This is a genomic window from Nitrobacter winogradskyi (assembly GCF_006539545.1).
Taxonomy (GTDB): Bacteria; Pseudomonadota; Alphaproteobacteria; order Rhizobiales; family Xanthobacteraceae; genus Nitrobacter; species Nitrobacter winogradskyi_A.
Map to the genome: position 1 here is coordinate 1 of NZ_BJNF01000024.1, position 18,529 is coordinate 18,529.

Annotated in this window: 17 protein-coding genes and 1 tRNA gene; 7 read left to right on the top strand and 11 right to left on the bottom strand. The window is 62.9% G+C overall.

The genetic code is table 11. The features are described from left to right. Nucleotides 1-135 precede the first annotated feature (135 nt). The gene (locus NWI01_RS04640) at nucleotides 136-369 is read right to left on the bottom strand and encodes a hypothetical protein (protein WP_141382768.1); all 234 of its coding nucleotides are present in this window, start codon (nucleotides 367-369) and stop codon (nucleotides 136-138) included. Nucleotides 370-869: 500 nt separating this feature from the next. Here NWI01_RS04640 and NWI01_RS04645 point away from each other — a divergent pair, with 500 nt between their 5' ends. Next, entirely contained in the window at nucleotides 870-1,535 is a 666-nt protein-coding gene (locus NWI01_RS04645; RefSeq protein WP_141382769.1) for a L,D-transpeptidase, read from the top strand. A gap of 201 nt (nucleotides 1,536-1,736) precedes the next feature. Here NWI01_RS04645 and NWI01_RS04650 read toward each other — a convergent pair whose 3' ends face one another. Further along, a complete protein-coding gene (locus NWI01_RS04650; RefSeq protein ID WP_141382770.1) occupies nucleotides 1,737-2,870 on the bottom strand; it encodes an extensin family protein in 1,134 nt (377 codons plus the stop codon). A 54-nt stretch (nucleotides 2,871-2,924) separates the two neighbouring features. On the opposite strand from NWI01_RS04650, the gene NWI01_RS04655 reads away from it, so the two are divergent. After that, nucleotides 2,925-4,532, top strand: a complete 1,608-nt coding sequence (locus NWI01_RS04655; RefSeq protein ID WP_141382771.1) for a fatty-acid--CoA ligase — start codon at nucleotides 2,925-2,927, stop codon at nucleotides 4,530-4,532. 248 nt (nucleotides 4,533-4,780) lie between these two features. Here the strand turns inward: NWI01_RS04655 and NWI01_RS04660 are convergent, their stop codons facing one another. After that, nucleotides 4,781-5,662 (bottom strand): pirin family protein, encoded by an 882-nt coding sequence (locus NWI01_RS04660; RefSeq protein WP_141382772.1) that lies wholly within the window; start codon nucleotides 5,660-5,662, stop codon nucleotides 4,781-4,783. Nucleotides 5,663-5,779: 117 nt separating this feature from the next. Here NWI01_RS04660 and NWI01_RS04665 point away from each other — a divergent pair, with 117 nt between their 5' ends. Together NWI01_RS04665 and NWI01_RS04670 are read left to right on the top strand one after the other, a co-directional pair. After that, entirely contained in the window at nucleotides 5,780-6,718 is a 939-nt protein-coding gene (locus NWI01_RS04665) for a LysR family transcriptional regulator (RefSeq protein ID WP_141382773.1), read from the top strand. 117 nt (nucleotides 6,719-6,835) lie between these two features. Then, complete coding sequence (locus NWI01_RS04670) at nucleotides 6,836-7,684, top strand: DUF1499 domain-containing protein (protein WP_141382774.1); 849 nt, start codon at nucleotides 6,836-6,838, stop codon at nucleotides 7,682-7,684. Nucleotides 7,685-7,687: 3 nt separating this feature from the next. Here the strand turns inward: NWI01_RS04670 and NWI01_RS04675 are convergent, their stop codons facing one another. The 8 genes from NWI01_RS04675 to mnmA all read right to left on the bottom strand — a co-directional run bounded on the left by NWI01_RS04675 (nucleotide 7,688) and on the right by mnmA (nucleotide 15,469). Then, entirely contained in the window at nucleotides 7,688-8,617 is a 930-nt protein-coding gene (locus NWI01_RS04675; RefSeq protein ID WP_141382775.1) for an MBL fold metallo-hydrolase, read from the bottom strand. Nucleotides 8,618-8,701: 84 nt separating this feature from the next. Then, a complete protein-coding gene (locus tag NWI01_RS04680) occupies nucleotides 8,702-9,916 on the bottom strand; it encodes an acyl-CoA dehydrogenase (RefSeq protein WP_141382776.1) in 1,215 nt (404 codons plus the stop codon). 88 nt (nucleotides 9,917-10,004) lie between these two features. Next, nucleotides 10,005-11,081 (bottom strand): 3,4-dihydroxy-2-butanone-4-phosphate synthase, encoded by a 1,077-nt coding sequence (ribB, locus tag NWI01_RS04685; protein ID WP_141382777.1) that lies wholly within the window; start codon nucleotides 11,079-11,081, stop codon nucleotides 10,005-10,007. 137 nt (nucleotides 11,082-11,218) lie between these two features. Continuing rightward, nucleotides 11,219-12,943 (bottom strand): cation:proton antiporter, encoded by a 1,725-nt coding sequence (locus tag NWI01_RS04690; protein ID WP_141382778.1) that lies wholly within the window; start codon nucleotides 12,941-12,943, stop codon nucleotides 11,219-11,221. A 93-nt stretch (nucleotides 12,944-13,036) separates the two neighbouring features. Further along, nucleotides 13,037-13,113: transfer RNA gene (locus NWI01_RS04695), tRNA-Met, on the bottom strand. Between the two features lie 107 nt (nucleotides 13,114-13,220). Beyond that, complete coding sequence (locus tag NWI01_RS04700) at nucleotides 13,221-13,565, bottom strand: hypothetical protein (RefSeq protein WP_181410368.1); 345 nt, start codon at nucleotides 13,563-13,565, stop codon at nucleotides 13,221-13,223. A 40-nt stretch (nucleotides 13,566-13,605) separates the two neighbouring features. Continuing rightward, complete coding sequence (locus NWI01_RS04705; protein WP_141382780.1) at nucleotides 13,606-14,244, bottom strand: class I SAM-dependent methyltransferase; 639 nt, start codon at nucleotides 14,242-14,244, stop codon at nucleotides 13,606-13,608. 22 nt (nucleotides 14,245-14,266) lie between these two features. Continuing rightward, nucleotides 14,267-15,469 carry a tRNA 2-thiouridine(34) synthase MnmA gene (mnmA, locus tag NWI01_RS04710; protein ID WP_141382781.1) on the bottom strand — a complete coding sequence of 401 codons (1,203 nt, stop codon included), beginning with the start codon at nucleotides 15,467-15,469 and terminating at the stop codon, nucleotides 14,267-14,269. Between the two features lie 325 nt (nucleotides 15,470-15,794). On the opposite strand from mnmA, the gene NWI01_RS04715 reads away from it, so the two are divergent. The 3 genes from NWI01_RS04715 (at nucleotide 15,795) to sciP (ending at nucleotide 18,427) form a co-directional block, all read left to right on the top strand. Further along, nucleotides 15,795-17,264, top strand: a complete 1,470-nt coding sequence (locus tag NWI01_RS04715; RefSeq protein ID WP_244613643.1) for a flagellar hook-length control protein FliK — start codon at nucleotides 15,795-15,797, stop codon at nucleotides 17,262-17,264. A gap of 10 nt (nucleotides 17,265-17,274) precedes the next feature. Continuing rightward, nucleotides 17,275-17,967 (top strand): flagellar hook assembly protein FlgD, encoded by a 693-nt coding sequence (locus NWI01_RS04720; protein WP_141382783.1) that lies wholly within the window; start codon nucleotides 17,275-17,277, stop codon nucleotides 17,965-17,967. Between the two features lie 184 nt (nucleotides 17,968-18,151). Beyond that, a complete protein-coding gene (gene sciP / locus NWI01_RS04725) occupies nucleotides 18,152-18,427 on the top strand; it encodes a CtrA inhibitor SciP (protein ID WP_002714638.1) in 276 nt (91 codons plus the stop codon). Nucleotides 18,428-18,529: the final 102 nt, after the last annotated feature.

Consider the following 18,529-nt stretch of genomic DNA (forward strand, 5'->3'; position numbering starts at 1 on the left):
TCCGATTCAACTTGATCGGATCATGCTCTAGTGGACGGAGTTGCCTCTCCAACGCTCTCAAAGCGAGCTCTGCCCGTCAGGCCCGCAAGCAGGAGAGGGCTCACGTCATCGCGGAGCGCTCGCCGACAAAGCACTTCACTCCGCGCAAGACCTTCGCGGCGGCGCTCGCAATGCCGGCGCGGCAAGACCCGCGCTGGAGCAGTCGTCGTCGTCCTCGCCGTCGAGCAAGGCAGCACCGCAATGCCGGCAGGTGCGCATGGAAGCAGACGAACCATCCGCGACCGCCTTCACCGCGCTGAACCTACGCAACCGTTGATAGCTGCGAAAATCGAGGACGTTGCGATCCTCCGTTACGACTTTCTCAACCATTGTAACTCCCGAGATTTCACGCTCGGGTTATGGCAGCAATTTTTCTTGGAAAGCGTTCAGGCGAACACTCAAATTTTACGAGGAAACTTGTGGCAAGTGCTGTCGCAAGCACCGCGCCCGGGAGCAGATACTCCAGCCACCTTTCCATTTGAAGATTATGAAGGCTGCACCGCAGCAAACGGGATGATCTATCGAGGCCAGGTTTTCGCGTTATCGGAATCGATGTCGGCACGATTGATCCCGACATTTGCAAGAGCTTCCACCGCAACGGGCCGCGAATGCCGCTTGTTGATTTCCAGTGCGCGGGAATGTGCCCCTTCTCCCGTCTTGAATGCCGCGCTACCCCGTTAAGGCTCAGTATTTGCGGCAAAAATACCACAGCCGCACCCCCACGTAGGGGCCGAGGCTTCTGAGCACTGGAATTCGAGGGAGATTCGACAATAATACGCCCAGAAGAATCTTAGCTCCGTCCGGATTTCAGTGGGCATTTGGAAAACAACATGTCGTTTCTTCGAATCAAGCAGCTCGGGATTTTGGTCGCGGGCCTGATGCTGTCGGGCTGCATGGCCACTCAATACCAGTCCGCCGACACCAGCAGCTTCAAGCCGCGCGACAAGGATCTGTTATCCAAGGCCTCTTACGCGAGGACGCCGGTTGCCGCCTCGTTCCGCCGCGCGATCGTCGATTATCATCGCAAGGAAGCGCCAGGCTCGATCCTCGTCGATTCCGATAGCCATTACCTCTATTACGTGCTCGATAACGGCAAGGCCATCCGTTACGGTGTCACGGTCGGCGAGGAAGCCTTGGCGTTCTCCGGTATCGCGAGGGTCGGCAACAAGCGCGAATGGCCGGACTGGATTCCGACGGCCGACATTCACAAGCGAATGGGTGGACTGCCGTCACGTGTGGCGGGCGGACCGGATAACCCCCTTGGGGCGCGAGCGCTGTATCTTTATCAGGGCAACCAGGACACGTTGTTCCGTATCCACGGAACCAACCAGCCGGAGTATATCGGCACCTCGATCTCCTCGGGCTGCATCCGCATGACCAACGAGGACGCCATCGATCTCTATGACCGCGTCAAGGTCGGAACGATGGTGGTCGTGCTTGAGCCGCGACGCAGCGCGAGGATGGCATCGTGGGGCGGTAGCGGAAGCACGAACTGACGAAGGCGTCGTGAAAAGCGGGATGCTGGCTGAAAACCGCATCACTCTTTCCTCATCTCGCGCCAGATTCTTTCCGCCTCTCGCAAAGCGGGACGCCATAATCAATCTGATGCGTTGATCTTGATCTGACGCGTTTTCCCACCAAACAGGATCATTCTCGGGTCAATCCCGAGGATGACCCTGACCCACCCTTGCTGACGATCAGTTGAACAGAGGTCTGAGGAACGGCGGCAGGTCGAGGCGCGGCTTGTGCTTACGCTTCGCCGAACGGGCGGCGGAAAGCCTGGTCGACGGCATCGAAGCGGAAGAGGACGGCTTCTTATCCTCCGCAACCTTGCCTGATCTCGTGCCGGAGAAGGGCCGCTTTTGCGGTATCGGCACCGCAGCCGGGAGTTGGGGCGGATCACCCGAAGCCTGGGAAACGGCGCCAGACGCCGCCGCAGCACGCTCGGAAGCCCCTTCCTGCAGCTTATGCTTTTCATTCTTTTCTTCCGCCGTTTCACGCAGCGAAGCCTCCGCCGGTCGCTCGGGCGGAAGCAACGGCGCGACCTCGGGCATCGGATCGTCGATCTTCCATTGACATATCCGGTAGCCGTTACGGCGTTCGGCCAGATCGAGATGAATATGATCCTCGTGGTAGCCGTCCGAACCCGGCCCCAGGACGGTCGTGAACCGCGCACATACCGAGTTCAGCAGCTTTTCACGTAACTCGCGCGGGACGTTGCGATCGGTCAGGGTAATCGTCCGGCCGTTGGACATTCTGACTGAACGAACGTCCAGCGCATTGGCGTGCCCATGCTCGGACAGCTTCGCCCCGGCAACCCGGTTGCGTCCCCTGCACTCGAACGAATCGAAATTGTCGAGTTCGCTGAAGCGGCTTCCGAGCCTTTCCGCCAGCGGCGCTATATCGGCGCGAACCCAGTCTGCGATCGCCGAAGCCATCGTACAGCGCAGCGTGGCCGCTGGCTTGACCGGAACACGCGTCCGATCCGGCAGCACGACGGCCTCGAGCCGCACCAGATCGGCGCCACCGCACGCGCCAGGCCCTGTGATCGCCGGAATGCTCGGAGCGATGGCGACCGCATCGGTCAGCGCCAGACGGCAGGCGGAAGGCGCCGGCGGAGCCAGGGACGTCACCGGCGCCACCGCATGCTTGCTGTCGCTTCCGTCAGAGGCCGGACCGATGGCCGGGCGAGGTTGCGGCAACGGCGTCCTGCTTTCAGCCAACACCGCTGCTGGCATAAACAGGATCGCGATCGCCGCCACGACCCATCGGTCGCGGCCTGCCGCGCCAACCTGCGGTTTGCGGCGGGCAAGCCTCGCGTTAAATGTCATGGCGCTCCTGCGGAAGAAGGATAATCCGGAGCGCGAATCAAGAGGAACGCTCGAATGCTCGGCTTGATGCAGGACTGGCCCCTGCTGTGTCATCGGATCATCGATCACGCGGCCAGGATTCACGCCGGGCGCGAGGTTGTCACGCGATCGGTCGAAGGTCCGATCCATCGGACCAACTACGCCGAGATTCGCGGGCGCGCGCTGAAACTCGCGCAACGACTCGATCGCCAGGGCATCAGGCTGGGAGACCGCGTCGCCACCCTCGCATGGAACACCTGGCGTCATCTCGAAGCCTGGTATGGCATCATGGGTATTGGCGCGGTCTGCCATACCGTCAATCCCCGCTTGTTTCCGGACCAGATCGCCTGGATCATCAATCATGCGACAGATCGCATCGTGATGACCGATATCACTTTCGTCCCGATTCTGGAAAAGATCGCCGGCAAGTTGGCGAGCGTCGAGCGCTATGTCGTTCTCACCGACGGGGCTCACATGCCGCGGACCTCGCTGAAAAATGCGGTCGCGTACGAAGACTGGATCGCGGAAGCCGACGGCGACTTTGCCTGGAAAACCTTTGACGAGAACACCGCGGCGGCGATGTGCTACACATCGGGAACCACGGGCGATCCGAAGGGCGTGGTGTATTCGCACCGCTCCAATGTGCTGCATTCGATGATCGTCAACAACGCTGACGCGCTCGGCGCTGGTTCGAAGGATACGCTCCTGCCGGTGGTGCCGCTATTCCATGCCAACAGTTGGGGAACCGCGTTCTCCGCGCCATCAATGGGCACCAGGCTGGTCATGCCCGGCGCCAGGCTCGACGGCGCATCGGTTTACGAACTGCTGTCTGACGAGAAGGTCACGTTCGCGGCGGGCGTCCCCACCGTGTGGCTGATGCTGCTGCAGCATATGGAGACAGACAACCTCAGGCTGCCGGACCTCAAGGTCGTGATCTGCGGCGGCTCGGCGATGCCGCGCTCGATCATCAAGGCGTTCGACGACATGGGCATCGAGGTGCGCCACGCCTGGGGCATGACGGAGATGTCGCCGCGCGGCACCGTCGGAGCACTGCAAGGCGCGTTCAGCCACCTCAAGGGAGACGCCAGGCTCGATCGGCTGCAGATGCAGGGATACGCCCCGTTCATGGTCGAAATGAAACTCACCGATGACGCCGGCAAAGAGCTGCCGTGGGACGGCAAGACCCCCGGCCGGCTCAAGGTGCGGGGCCCCGCGATCTCCGCCGCCTACTATCGCGTCGATGACAGTATCCTTGACGCGGACGGCTTCTTCGACACCGGCGACGTCGCCACGCTCGACAGCTACGGCTACCTGCGGATTACGGATCGATCGAAGGATGTGATCAAATCGGGGGGCGAATGGATTTCGTCGATCGATCTGGAGAACCTCGCGGTTGGTCATCCCAAGGTGGCGGAGGCCGCCGTGATCGGCGTGCCCCATCCGAAATGGGGCGAACGTCCGCTCCTGATCGTGCACGTCAAGCCGGGTGAGAGCGTAACGCGCGAGGAAATTCTCGATTTCATGGACGGCAAGATAGCCAGATGGTGGATGCCTGACGACGTCGCATTCGTCGACAGCATTCCCCACACCGCCACCGGGAAGATCCTGAAAGCGGCGCTGCGCGAGAAGTTCAAGGGCAGCTAGTGCGTATTCCGCAAAAGTGGATACCGGTTTTTCGATCAGAATACGCGCACGTTTTTGATCGAGAGCATTTTCTTCAGGCTAACCGGATTCCACTTAGCCGGAAGATGCTCCGTGGATTCCCGAACGCGGCGGCGCAAATCACAAACGCGCGTATTGCGCGCGGCGGGTGACGAGACCGGCGCACCTTGATTGAGAAAAGACAAAAGAAAAGCGGGAAGCGGCGTGCCGCCTCCCGCAAGCGTTGTTGATCAGGCGTCAGCCCCGACCGGCTCCAGAGTGCCGAAACGGCCGCTCTGGAAATCGATCATGGCCTGGCGGATCTCACCCTCCGTATTCATGACGAAGGGACCGCGCATCACCACCGGCTCGTCGATCGGCTCGCCGGACAGGATCAGCACCGAGGCATCACCATTGGCCTCGATGGTCACCTCGCCGCCATTACGGTCGAGCAGCGCGAACTGCGCCTCGCGGGCGATCTCGCTGCCACCAACCAGTACGGTGCCCTTCAGCACCACCACCGCAACGGTGTGCCCTTCCGGCGGGTTGAGCGTCGCAACGCCGTCGCGATTGAGCTTCACGTCGTAGATGCCGACCGGCGTGAAGGTTTTCGCCGGCCCCTTGCGGCCGTCGAACTCGCCCGCGATCACCCGCAATTTACCCGCGCCGTCCGGCAGATCGACCAAGGGAATGTCCGCGTTGAGCAGGGTCTGGTAGCCAGGCTCGGCGTTCTTGTCCCTGGCCGGCAGGTTGACCCAGAGTTGCACCATCTCCATCGCGCCGCCCTTCTTCGTGAAGGCGCGGGAGTGGAACTCCTCGTGCAGGATGCCCGAAGCCGCCGTCATCCATTGCACGTCCCCAGGCCCGATCAGGCCGCCGTTGCCGGTGGAATCGCGGTGCTCGACCTCGCCCTGATAGACGATGGTGACGGTCTCGAAACCGCGATGCGGATGAACGCCGACGCCGCGCGGCCGCTCCGCCGGGGTGAAATCGGCAGGGCCGGCATAATCCAGCAGCAAAAACGGGCTGACATGGTCGCCGTGGCTGGCGTGCGAAAACAGCGAGCGGACCGGAAAGCCATCGCCGACCCAATGCTGGCGGGGGGCGCTGAAAACACCGAGAACCTTTCTCATGACCGTTACTCCATAACGCGGCCGGATCGGCCGCTGTCTTGGCACCAACAATATGAGCGAGACAAAGTACCCGGTAGCTGGCAATATCGCGCCTCAACGTTCTATTGATAGAACGATATGCATGATCTCAACGACCTCTACTTTTTCGTCCAGGTGGTGGATCACGGCGGCTTCGCCGCCGCAGCCCGCGCGCTCGGCATTCCGAAATCGCGACTCAGCCGGCGCATGGCGACGCTCGAAGCCCGGCTTGGCGTCCGCCTGATCCAGCGCTCCACCCGACGCTTCACCGTCACCGGCATCGGCCAGGACTACTACCACCACTGCGTCGCGATGCTGGTGGAGGCGGAGGCCGCGCAGGATCTGATCGAGCGCTCGCGCACCAAGCCGCAGGGAATCGTGCGGATAAGCTGCCCGCCGCCGCTCCTCTACTTCCAGGTCGGCGAGATGATCGCCCGATTCATGGCCGAGTGTCCCGATGTCGAGGTTCATCTGGAGAGCACGCCGCGCCGCGTCGATGTCATCGCGGATGGGATCGACATCGCGCTCCGGGTGCGGTTTCCGCCGCTGGAAGACAACGACCTCGTGATGCGGGTGCTGGCGGAGAGCGCTCAGCGGCTGGTGGCGAGCCCGTCGCTGCTGAAGAAACTGAGCCACCCGCCCGTTCCCGCCGATCTCGTTCACCTGCCGAGTATCGGCTGGCAGTCGCCGCATCAACGTCATGAGTGGTCCCTCGACGGTCCCGACGCGGGCGCCGCGCGGATCCCTCACACGCCCCGTTTCATCACCGAGGACATGGTGGCGCTGCGCTTCGCGGCGTTGCGCGGCATCGGCGTCGGACAATTTCCGACAATGATGGTGAAGGCCGATCTTGAAAGCGGCGCGCTGGTGGATGTACTGCCGGACTGGACGCCGCGCGCCGGAATCGTCCACGCCGTGTTTTCATCGCGGCGCGGTCTCCTGCCTTCGGTGCGAGCGCTTCTGGATTTCCTGGCGGCGGAGTTCGCCGTGCTGACACGCGCGGACACCGACGTTTCTCCGCCGCACAAAATGCGCTAGAAAATTTTCCGGCTTTGATGGAATCAGGATCAGGCCTTTGTTTACGCGAACACTCGTTTTGCTCGAAACGCTATAGACGATCCCGGCGAAGACGAGCCGCCGCAACGAACCGCTCTTATGGCCCGCAGGTTTTCCGCACGCTATCAAATCGAACCGTTCTCCGCGCTGGCGACCTGGGCGCGGCGGCTCGCAGTGTTCTCGGCGGTCGCGACGGTGGTGTCCGTCGCCGCCGTGAGGTTCGGCATCCTCGAGAGCAAGCCCGCGCTCGCGACGTTGCTGGGCGCGCTCGCCTGCGCCGGGCTGTCGGTCCTTTTGGCGTTCGCAGGCCTTGTGGCGCTGTGGCGCGACGGCTCACGCGGCATAGGCCGTATCCTGACAGCCCTGCTGCTGAACGTGTTGATCCTTGCCTATCCGGCATTCCTCGCCGTGAGATATCGCAACCTGCCGCCGATCCACGATATCACCACCGATCCGGTCAACCCGCCGCACTTCGAAGCGCTGGCGCGGCTGCGCGGCACCGACGGCGCCAATTCCGCCGTTTATGCCGGCCTTTATTCAGCCGAGCAGCAACGCGTGGCCTATCCCGCGATCGAGCCTGTGGAACTGGACCTCACGGCCCAGCAGGCCTTCGACATCGTCCGGCGACTCGTCACGCGGCGCAAATGGCTGATGATCGATGAACGCCCGCCGCAGCCGCCGCGGCAGCCCGGCCATATCGAGGCCGTGGCGAGAACGCCGGTCATGGGTTTTCGTGAAGACATCGTGATCCGGATCATGCCGACAGAGGACGGCTCACGCATCGATATCCGCTCCTCCTCGCGTTATTTCGAGCACGATCTCGGCAGCAACGCCGCCCGCGTCAGCAGCCTGATCGACGACATCAATATCGCCGCTGAAAACGTCGTCGATAAACCGGTGAAGGAGCCGCCCGTGCCGGTCAAACCGCCGGCAAAGGGCAAGCGATAAGGCTCACGCCAGCCGGTAGCGCCCCTCGATAATGGGATCGCCATCGGTGAGCACGAGGCCGCGCGCCACCAGATCCTCCAGATGCGCAAGCACCGAATAGCCGGCGGCGCCGGACAACCGCGAGTCGAGCCCGATATAGATGGCGCGAACCAAAGTCGCGATATCGGCCTCGCCTTTCGCCAGCCGATGCAAGATCGAAGCCTCGCGCGCCCTGCGATGCCGCGCAAGGAAGCGCACGAAGCGGGGCGCATCCCGGATCTCGGGGCCATGACCGGCGAAATACAGATGCTCGTCGCGCATCGAGAGTTTTTCCAGCGACGCCATGTAGTCCGTCATCGACCCGTCCGGCGGCGCCACGATCGAGGTGGACCAGCCCATGATGTGGTCGCCGGCAAAAAGAAGACCGCGCTCCCTCCAGGCGAAAACCATGTGGTTCGCCGTATGACCCGGGGTGGTCACGGCTTCCAGTGTCCACCCCTTGCCTGTCACGACGTCGCCATCGCCAAGCCGGACGTCCGGATCAAAGTCGCGATCCGCGCCCGATTCCGGCTTATGCATTTCGCTTTCAAAGCGCGGGCGCGCGGCGCGATGCGGCCCCTCGGCATAAACCCGCGCGCCCGTGGCGGCCTTGATGCGCACAGCATTGGGGGAATGATCCTTGTGGGTGTGCGTGACGAAGATATGCGTCACGGTCTCGCCCCTCACCGCATCGAGCAGCGCCTTCGCATGAGCCTCGCTGTCAGGTCCGGGATCGATGATCGCCACCTTGCCGCGCCCGACAATGTAGCTCACCGTTCCCGTGAACGTGAAAGGACCGGGATTATCGCACAGCACGCGGCGGACGCCGGGCACGACCTCCTCGGCAACGCCTGGCCTCAGCGGAAAGTCACGGTTGAACGAAAGGTCGTCTTCGGTGTCAGGCGGTTCGGACATTAGGGCGAATGCCTACATTTATGCTGTCATGGCCGAACTCGTCCCGGCCGTGACGAAACTAAGGCAGCATCGCTCCCGAAAACCTTACGAAAACGCCGGGATGCCGGTGATGGCGCGGCCCAGCACCAGCGCATGGACGTCGTGGGTGCCTTCATAAGTATTGACGGCCTCAAGGTTCGCAGCATGGCGCATCACGTGATATTCGATCTGAATCCCGTTGCCGCCGTGCATATCGCGCGCGGCCCGCGCGATATCGAGCGCCTTGCCGCAATTGTTGCGCTTGATGATGGAGATCATCTCCGGCGTCATCCTGCCCTCGTCCATCAACCGTCCGATGCGCAAGGTACCTTGAAGTCCAAGCGCGATGTCGGTCTGCATGTCCGCGAGTTTCTTCTGCACCAGTTGCGCCGCCGCCAGCGGGCGGCCGAACTGCTTTCGTTCCAGCACGTACGTCCGCGCGCGGTGCATGCAGTCTTCGGCCGCGCCCATCACGCCCCATGAAATGCCGTAGCGCGCGCGGTTCAGGCAACCGAACGGGCCTTTCAGGCCGGATACGTTCGGCAGCAGGTTCTCCTCCGGCACCACGACGCCATCCATCACGATCTCGCCGGTGACCGACGCCCGCAGGCTGAGCTTGCCGCCGATCTTCGGAGCTGACAGGCCCTTCATTCCTTTTTCGAGCACGAAGCCGCGGATCTGGTTGTCATGCGCCGCCGACCTTGCCCAGACCACGAACAAATCCGCGATCGGCGCGTTGGAGATCCACGTTTTCGAGCCGGTCAGCCGGTAGCCGTCCGACACCTTCTCGGCGCGGCTTCTCATGCCGCCGGGATCGGAACCGGCGTCCGGCTCGGTCAGGCCGAAACAGCCGACCCATTCGCCGGTCGCAAGCCGGGGAAGATACCTCTTGCGCTGGTTCTCGTCGCCATAGGCATAGATCGGATACATCACCAGCGAGGACTGCACCGAATTCATCGAGCGGTAGCCGGAGTCCACACGCTCGATCTCGCGCGCGACGAGGCCGTAGGCGACGTAGCTGGCATCCGCACAGCCATATTCCTGCGGAAGGGTAATGCCGTTCAGACCAAGCTCGCCCATCTCATTGAAGATCTCGCGGTCGGTCTTCTCGTCCTGATAGGCTTTAACGATGCGCGGCAGCAGCTTGTCCTGCGCATAGGCCCGCGCGGTGTCGCGGATCATGCGCTCGTCTTCGGTCAACTGATCGTCCAGCCTGAACGGATCATCCCATTGAAAACTGACCGGTGCGGGCTTGTCCTTGCTCTGCGGACGAACACTCATGACAATCCCTTCACGCCGTTCCGGATACCGATGTCGGCAAGGTCACGATCGATGAAAGTATATCCGTAATCCAACGCTACAGCCACCGTCAGGTTTCAAGGTGTTCGTTCGAAACGATCTCGATGCCGAAACCGGAAAGTCCCTTGTAGTCATACGCCGACGATGTCAGATGCCGGATCGACGTCACCCCGAGATCGCGCAGGATCTGCGCGCCGACGCCGACCTCTCGCCATTGCCTGTTGCGATCGGCTTCCGCTGAACCCTCTTCGGGGAGCGGCGCCACCGGCACTCCCGCGGCGCCGTCCCTCAGATAGACCAGCACACCACGGCCGTCCGTCCTGAAGTGTTCGAGCACCTTCTCCATGCGCTTCGGCCCGGCGAAGATATCGCGCACGATGTTGGATTTGTGGAAACGGGTCAGGACATTCCTGCCGTCGCCGATGCCGTTATAGACGAACGCGACGTGAGCTATGGAATCGAACGGCGAGCGGTAGGCATAGCCCTGCAGCGGCCCTATCGGGCTGTCGATTGCAAACTCCGAGACCCGTTCGATCAGTTTCTCGCGCGCCTGACGATACGCGATGATATCGGCGATGGTCACATGCCTGAGCCCGTGCGCGTCAGCGAACCGGGCCACCTGCTCGCCCTTCATCACCGTGCCGTCGTCGTTCATCAGTTCGCTGATGACACCGACCGGCGGCAGGCCCGCCAGCCTGCAAAGATCGACCGCCGCTTCGGTATGGCCCGCGCGCAGCAGCACGCCGCCGTTACGCGCGATCAGAGGGAAGATGTGTCCGGGCCTCGCGAAATCGCTGGCGCCGGAGTTGGGATTGGCGAGCGCGCGGCAGCAGGAAGCCCGCTCTTCGGCGGAAATGCCGGTGCCGCCGTCCGGCTTGTAGTCGATCGAGACGGTGAAGGCCGTGGTATGGTTGGACTCGTTATGCGCGACCATCGGATCGAGCCGCAGCCGTTGCGCGTCCTCCATGGTGATCGGCGCGCAAACGATGCCTGACGTATGCCGGATGACGAACGCCATCTTCTCCGCGGTGCACAGCGAGGCCGCGACGATCAGGTCGCCCTCCCCCTCGCGATCCTCGTCATCGGTGACCACGACGATTTCGCCGCTGGTGAAGGCCTGGAGGATTTCCGGTATCGGATGGGGCATGGTTCTGCGCGTTCCCGTTTGACGGAAGCTCGTATGACGCAGAGCGGCCGGCGGCGCAACCGAGGCGATCCGCAAAAGCGGTCGCGCCATCATGCCATCATAGATGATCCGGCAGGGTGAACCCGCGCCTGGATCAGCTAAGGCAGCACCTCCCGCCGCCCTTCCAGGAGAGCGTCGGTCTCTGCGCGCTTGTCGGCCAGCAGCCCGTTTTCCGCAGCCTCGATCGCCGCGAACAATTCCTGCGCGTCGGTCAGGCGGGTGAGCGTCACGTAATCCGCGCCGGCGGCATATTGATCCTCGACGTCCAACAACCGGTCCGCTCTCGAGATGATCTTCGCCGTCGGGTTCAGCGCGCGGACGTGACGGACGAGCTTTTCATTATTAGCGCCCTTGAGCAGCGAGTCCGGCACACTCAGAATGATGATCTCGGCGCTGCCGACCCCGGCATGGACCAGCGTATCCACATTGCTGATGTCGCCATAAGTAACTTGAAGGCCGCGGCCGGAGAGGGTCTTGAACACCAGCGGATTGAAGTCGACCACCCCGATCTGGTCCAGCATCGCCTCGTCCCGGCGTTCGATCTCGTTCAGCAGCGCGCTGGCGGCCCGGAAGAATCCAAGAATGACAATGCGTCGCGGCTCGCCATGAGCCCCTGCGCCATGTCCTCCCTCCCCTGCCTGGAGGCGGTCGAGATCCCGAAAGCCGAGCCGCTTCAGAAGCCTGATGGCCCGCCGCGAGAGTTGATCGCTCCGGCCTATGGCGAACGTGCTCAGCACCGCCAACACCACGAACGCGAACGACACCGCGCTCGCTGTCTCGCTCTGGATATGACCCGCAATCAGTCCGGTTTGAATCACGACGAGCGAGAACTCGCTGATCTGCGCCAGATTGATGGCCGGCAGCAGGCTGGCGCGCAGACCCTGCTTCATCAGGTACAGGGGCAGGAAGGTGGTGGCGAGACGGCTCGCCACGGTGAAGGCCGCGATCATCAGCGCGAGCCCGATCACCGATCCGTTCGGAATCGGAATGGTCATGCCCAGCGCGACGAAGAACAGCGTGATGAAGAAGTCGCGCAGCGTCGTCACCTTGGCGGTGACATCGAGCGCGTAGGGGAAGGTCGAAAGCGAGACGCCGGCCACCAGCGAACCCATCTCGCGGGATAGATGCAACTGTTCAGCGATTTCGCCGATCAGAAAGCACCACGCCAGCGCGCCGAGCAGCACCAGTTCGGGACGGCGCGCGATCTGATGAAACAGGAAAGGCAGAACATAGCGGCTGACGATCAGCGCGGTCGCGACCAGCGTGGCGACCCGCGCGATCGAGAGCAGGACAATGGACATGTGAAGATCGTCGAGACTGGGCTGGACCGCCAGGAACAGGATCGCGAAGACGTCCTGCAGCACCAGCACGCCGAGTGTGACGCGGCCCGGCAGCGTATCGAGCTCATGCTTTTCGTAAAGCACCTTGACGATGATGACCGTACTCGAGAGCGCACATGCGACGCAGAGATAAAGCGCGTCGAACCCGCCGTCCGGCAGACCGATGGCCAGGAAGAACAGCGCGCCGAGAATACAGCCCCCGAGCAACTGGCCGCCGCCGGCGATCAGGATCACCGGCCCCGCGCGCATGATCTTCTTCAGGTCGATTTCCAGGCCGATCATGAAAAGCATGAAGATCAGGCCGAGTTCGGAAATGGTCCGGATCGATTCCTGCGATTTGACCCATCCCATTCCGAACGGGCCGATGAAGAACCCGGCCAGCAGATAGGCCAGGATCAGCGGCTGCCGGGAGAAATGCGCGGCCAGCCCGAGACCCCAGGCAAACAGGATGCAAAGCGTGATGTCGCCGATGAGTTGGTGCATTCCCCTCAGCCGGTCGCATATCTCAAACGCTCAGGCAAGGTGCGCCGTCGCCGCCGACTTCGCCGAGCCTTCAACACTACATGTGAGAAGGAATGGTAGCGAGGGAGGGACTCGAACCCCCGACCCCAGGATTATGATTCCCGTGCTCTAACCAGCTGAGCTACCTCGCCACAGTGTTCACGATCGACGACGACGTGAACGCGCGGCATATAAAAAGCCGCTCACGGGTGTGTCAAGCAAAGCCGCGGGATATGCCAGCTTACCGATTGGATCAGGCTTATTTCGGCCGCACGGCAGGGTCGCCGCCGGGAGTGCCGGGCGGTGGAATCACCGGCGTATTGCCGCCTTCCGGGGTCGGCGCGCGAATCTCCGGATCGATCCCCGGAGGTGGGCACAGCACGCCATCGGACTTCGCCAGCTTGTCGCCCAGCTGCTCCTTGCGCTCGTCCGCCGTTCCGTTCTGCGCGGGCGCATCGTGAGGAGCGCATTTCGGAGAATTCGGCGAAGGTGGCGGTGCCGCCGTCGCACCGGGCGGAGTTGCCACTGTCGGCGGGGCCTGCGCGAACGCAACATCGGCGAACGCCACAAAAGCGATCAACAGGGAAAGATTTCTCATCCGCATGGAGCGGCAACGAATGGCGGCAGCGGAGGTTCCGATGCCGTCAGGATTTGCGGTAGCGGATCAGCGAAAAATGTCCGAGCGGCCGCATCAGGCGGCGTTCCGAGAGAGTGACGCCGCCATGTTTCGCGGCCCAGTTCACGAGGCGGGCCCAGGGGAACTCCGGACGCCAGCCAAGCCGCCGGGCCAACGGCGCGAAGGCCAGTTCGAATACGCGGCGCGGCCCGCCGTCGGCGCCAATATGATTGACCAGAATCAGCTCTCCACCCGGCTTCAGCACGCGGACAAAATCGTCAAGCGTCGCTTCGGGATCCGGCACCGCCGTGATGACAAACTGCGCCACCACCGCGTCAAAAAAAGCATCGGGAAACGCCAGATTCCTGGCATCCATCACCGCCAGCGTTTCGACGTTGGCGAGGTTCAGCGAGCGCACCCGCTGCTGCGCCTTGCGCAGCATCGGCTCGGAAAGATCCACGCCATACAGTTTCGTCGTGGAGGCATAATCCGACAGCGACAGTCCGGTGCCTACGCCAACATCGAGGATGTGCCCGCCGATTGCATTGGCGATTTCGATCGTGGACTGACGCCCGGGATCGAAGACCTTGCCGAATACCAGATCGTATACCGGCGCCCAGAGGCCATAGGCCCTGGCGACGCCCGCGCGGTCGATGTCGTTACCCATGCTTCCCGTGCGTCCCGGATGTCTACCCGCGCAACTCGGCGGCGAAAGATTGTGCCAGCGTGCCGTTCTGAGCCGCGGCTTCGTCAGCGCGCTGCGCCATGGCCTGCGCGATGAATCCGCCGCCGAGCACCCGCGACTGCCCTTCCGTCCCGTCATAGAAGACACAGGCCTGACCGGGCGATACGCCCTCCTCGCCGGCCACAAGTTCGACCTCGTAGCGGCCATCGACGACACGCAGCCATGCCGGCTGGGGTTTACGCGTCGAACGCACCCGCACGAACAGCTCAAGCCCGCCACCGATCGCGCGATCAAGCGCGCCGTCGCCAATCCAGTTGACATCGCGCAGGACGATGCGATGCATCTTGAGCGCCTCGCGCGGCCCCACCACGACGCGCCGGTTCGCGGCATCGAGACTGAGAACGTAAAGCGGCGCGCCGGAGGCGATGCCGAGGCCACGGCGCTGTCCCACCGTGAAATGCACGATACCCTCGTGGTGGCCGATGACATGCCCGTCGAGATCGACGATATCGCCTGATACCATCGCGTTCGGCTTCAACCGGCTGATGATATCGGTGTAGCGGCCGGTCGGCACGAAGCAAATATCCTGGCTGTCATGCTTGTCGGCAACCGAAAGCCCGAAGCTGCGCGCCAGTTCGCGGGTCTGCTGCTTGGTCATATCGCCGAGCGGAAAGCGCAGAAAATCGAGCTGCTCCCTCGTGGTGGCGAACAGGAAATAGCTCTGGTCGCGGTCCGTGTCCGCCGCGCAGAGCAGCGCGCGCGATCCATCGGCCAAACGGCGCGAGGAGACGTAATGACCCGTCGCCAGCGCGGCCGCGCCAAGCTCGCGCGCGGTGGCGAGCAGATCGCGGAATTTGACCAGCCGGTTGCACTCGATGCAAGGCACCGGCGTCTCGCCCGACGCATAGCTGTCCGCGAAATTCTCGATCACGGTTTCGCGGAAGCGGCTTTCATAGTCCAGCACATAGTGCGGGACGCCAAGCCGCGCTGCTACGTTTCGCGCGTCATGAATGTCCTGGCCGGCGCAGCAGGCGCCCTTGCGATGAGTCGCGGCGCCATGATCGTAAAGCTGCAGGGTTATGCCGACGACATCGTACCCTTCCGACTTCAACAGCGCGGCCGTCACCGACGAATCGACGCCGCCCGACATGGCGACCACGACCCGCGTGTCCTGAGGACGACCTTCCAAATCCAGACTGTTGAGCATTGATCCCGTCAATTCATGAGACCGCGCAAGATCACATCCGCCTTGCGGATCGGAAACCTCTCAGTGTTCAGGAGCGGATTCCGCCCCGTCAAAGCCAACCGAAAGACCAGCCCTTAATATAGTCCGTATTCCTGCGAGGCAATCACGGCCAGACGACGACAGCGGACGGCAAATCTTGCCGCCGGGCAGAAAGAAAGCAGTCCGGACCGGCGGGTTCAGCCCGTCCGGCTCTATAACTCATTGACCGTCATCAATATTTTTTCTCCCGCAACATGGCCCGGTCCTTGCTGCTTGCCTCGACGACTCTATCAGCAAGAGGTTGGCTGTGCGTAGCGTGACGACGAAACCCACCGCCAGTGTGTCTTTGCATAGCGCGCCACCGAATTCTCAGCGCGGCGACCGGCCATCCGGCGATGCTTTCGGAACGCTGGTCGATGCCAGCATGCAAGGTTCGGATATCACGGTCGCGCAGCCGGGGAATTCGCGTGATCCGCTCAATGCACGTCCCTCTGTTACCGGTCCGAACCGCGTCATGCGGGAGCCGGCGGGCAACTCCCGGGCATCGTCCGCCCCGCCACCTCAGTCAAATCCAGTGGAAGCCGGCAGGGATATCCGGCAATCCTCCTTGAGCGCAGAACAATCGGGCGCCGAGAGCCGCCCTGGTCCCAAATACGACGATCCCGAAATCGCGCCGGCCGGAAATGCTTTCGACTCTCCACAGGAGGTTTCGGACACGGCCGACCCCAGCGCTTCGCCGGAGACGATGGCAACGCCGCCTGCGGTGGTCGTGCCGGTTACGACACCTGTCATGGTAGCTCCTGCCGGTTCAACCGCCGAGCCGATTCCCGATGCCGTGGGAGGGCCGCTGGCGCAGCAGACCCGCGCGATGGCGACATCGCCCGCGAATGCCGGCATCGATCCGACCCTCGCGATGGATACTGAAGCCGTCGCCGCGGCGGTCCTTCAAGAGACGCCCGATACCGGGCAGGCGGTGCGGACCGTCATGCAAACCGAAGGCGCCCTCGCGGCGGCGGTCGCCACGGAAATCCAGCCCGAACCGGATATGCCGGCCGTGCCAGCCCAGCCGGCGGCAGGCGGCGATCCCGTCCCGTCGCACGACGCCACTCTCTCCGATCACAAGCATGATGCCGCCGAGAGTGCGAAGAAGGCTGCGTCCGAGACCGGCACATTCTCCACGCAAACGGAAACCAGTGCGCCGCATCCCACCCGCGCGCTCGACGCCGCGGCGACGCAGCCGCAATCAGGTCAGGTCGAGAGTCTGGGCATCAACGGCGTCCCCGCGCAGCCGCAGATTCCGTCCAACGCCACAGTAGCCGCGACGCCGCAATACAATGTCGCGGTGGCCACCGGCCCGGCCGTGCCGCTGAACGGGCTTGCGGTCCAGATCGCCGTCACGGCCCTGAGCGGCAAGAGCCGCTTCGAAATCCGGCTGGACCCCGCCGACCTCGGCCGCATCGATGTCCGCCTCGACGTCGACCGCCAGGGCCGAGTGACCTCGCACCTGACGGTGGAGAAGCCGGAAACGCTTGCGATGTTGCGGCAGGATGCGCCGCACCTCCAGCGGGCGCTACAGGACGCCGGCCTGAGGACGGGCGACGGCGGCCTCCAGTTCAGCCTGCGGGATCAATCCTCCCAGGAGCACACCGCGCGTGACGGCGCCGGGCGTCATAACCACCATCTGGTCGTGACGGAGGAGGACATCCCGGTCGCAGCAGCCGGACGGGATTATGGCCGGATCCTCGGATCGAATCGCGGCCTCGACATCAGGGTTTAAGGAGACGGAGATGACGACGTCAGTGGGTTCTGCGGTTCAGCAGGTGGTGTCCGGCACGACGGCGCAGCCTGCCTCCTCCGCCGCTTCATCGGCAACATCCAGCACCGGCACGCTGGCCGGCAACTTCCAGACATTTCTCACACTGCTGACGACGCAATTGCAGAACCAGAATCCGCTCGACCCGCTGGACACCAACCAGTTCACTCAGCAACTCGTCCAGTTCGCGGGCGTCGAGCAGCAACTGAGGACCAACGACCAGCTTTCGAACCTGGTTTCATTGCAGCAGACCACGCAGGCCACGCAGGCGCTCGACTTCGTCGGAAAAAACGCCGTGATCGACGGCAGCACCGCCGCCATGACCAACAATGCGGTCACATGGCATCTCGGTATTCCGACCGCCTCCACCCTCACGATCAACATCGCAAGCAGCACGGGCCAGAATGTCTTCTCCGGCTCTTACGGCGTCGATGCCGGCGACGATCAGGCCTTCTCCTGGAACGGCCTCGGCAATGACGGCACCCAATGGCCGGACGGCCAATACACGCTGACCGCCACGGCTGTCGATGCGTCGGGAAATCCGGTCGCGGTCTCGACCCAGATTCAGGGCCAGGTCAATTCCGTCGATCTGACCCAGTCCCCTCCGTTGCTGTCGATCGGCGGCCAGACCTACACCATCAACCAGATCAGGCGCATCGTGAACTGACAACGGATCGCTCGCGGCGGGTCCACTCATACTCCCATCCGGCGATCCGACGCCCGGCCAGACACGCGTCCAGAACAGGCCTTTCAAAGGAGAATCGTATTGAAGCCCTGAACTTAGGCAAATTTTAAGCCGCGTAGCGTAGGTATGTCGGTGAGTTCAATGGTTTAGAGTTTGTGAGTACGCCATGACAGAACCTCACCGCCCCAGGGTGAAATACGTCATCGGGCCAGACGGCAGTCCACTGACGATCGCGGATTTGCCGGCGCCCGGGACCAAACGCTGGGTCATCCGCCGCAAGGCCGAAGTCGTCGCCGCGGTACGTGGCGGTCTCCTCTCGCTCGAGGAAGCTTGCAGCCGCTACACACTGACCGTCGATGAATTCCTGTCGTGGCAGTTCTCGATCGACCAGCATGGCCTTGCCGGGCTGCGCACCACCCGTATTCAACAGTATCGCCAATAGGGCGTCTCCTTCAGGATGCTTCGCATTCAGAACCGGCATTCGAACGAATGCCGGTTCTTTTGTTTTGCAATTTCGTCACGGGTCTTAACCACCGTTAACCAT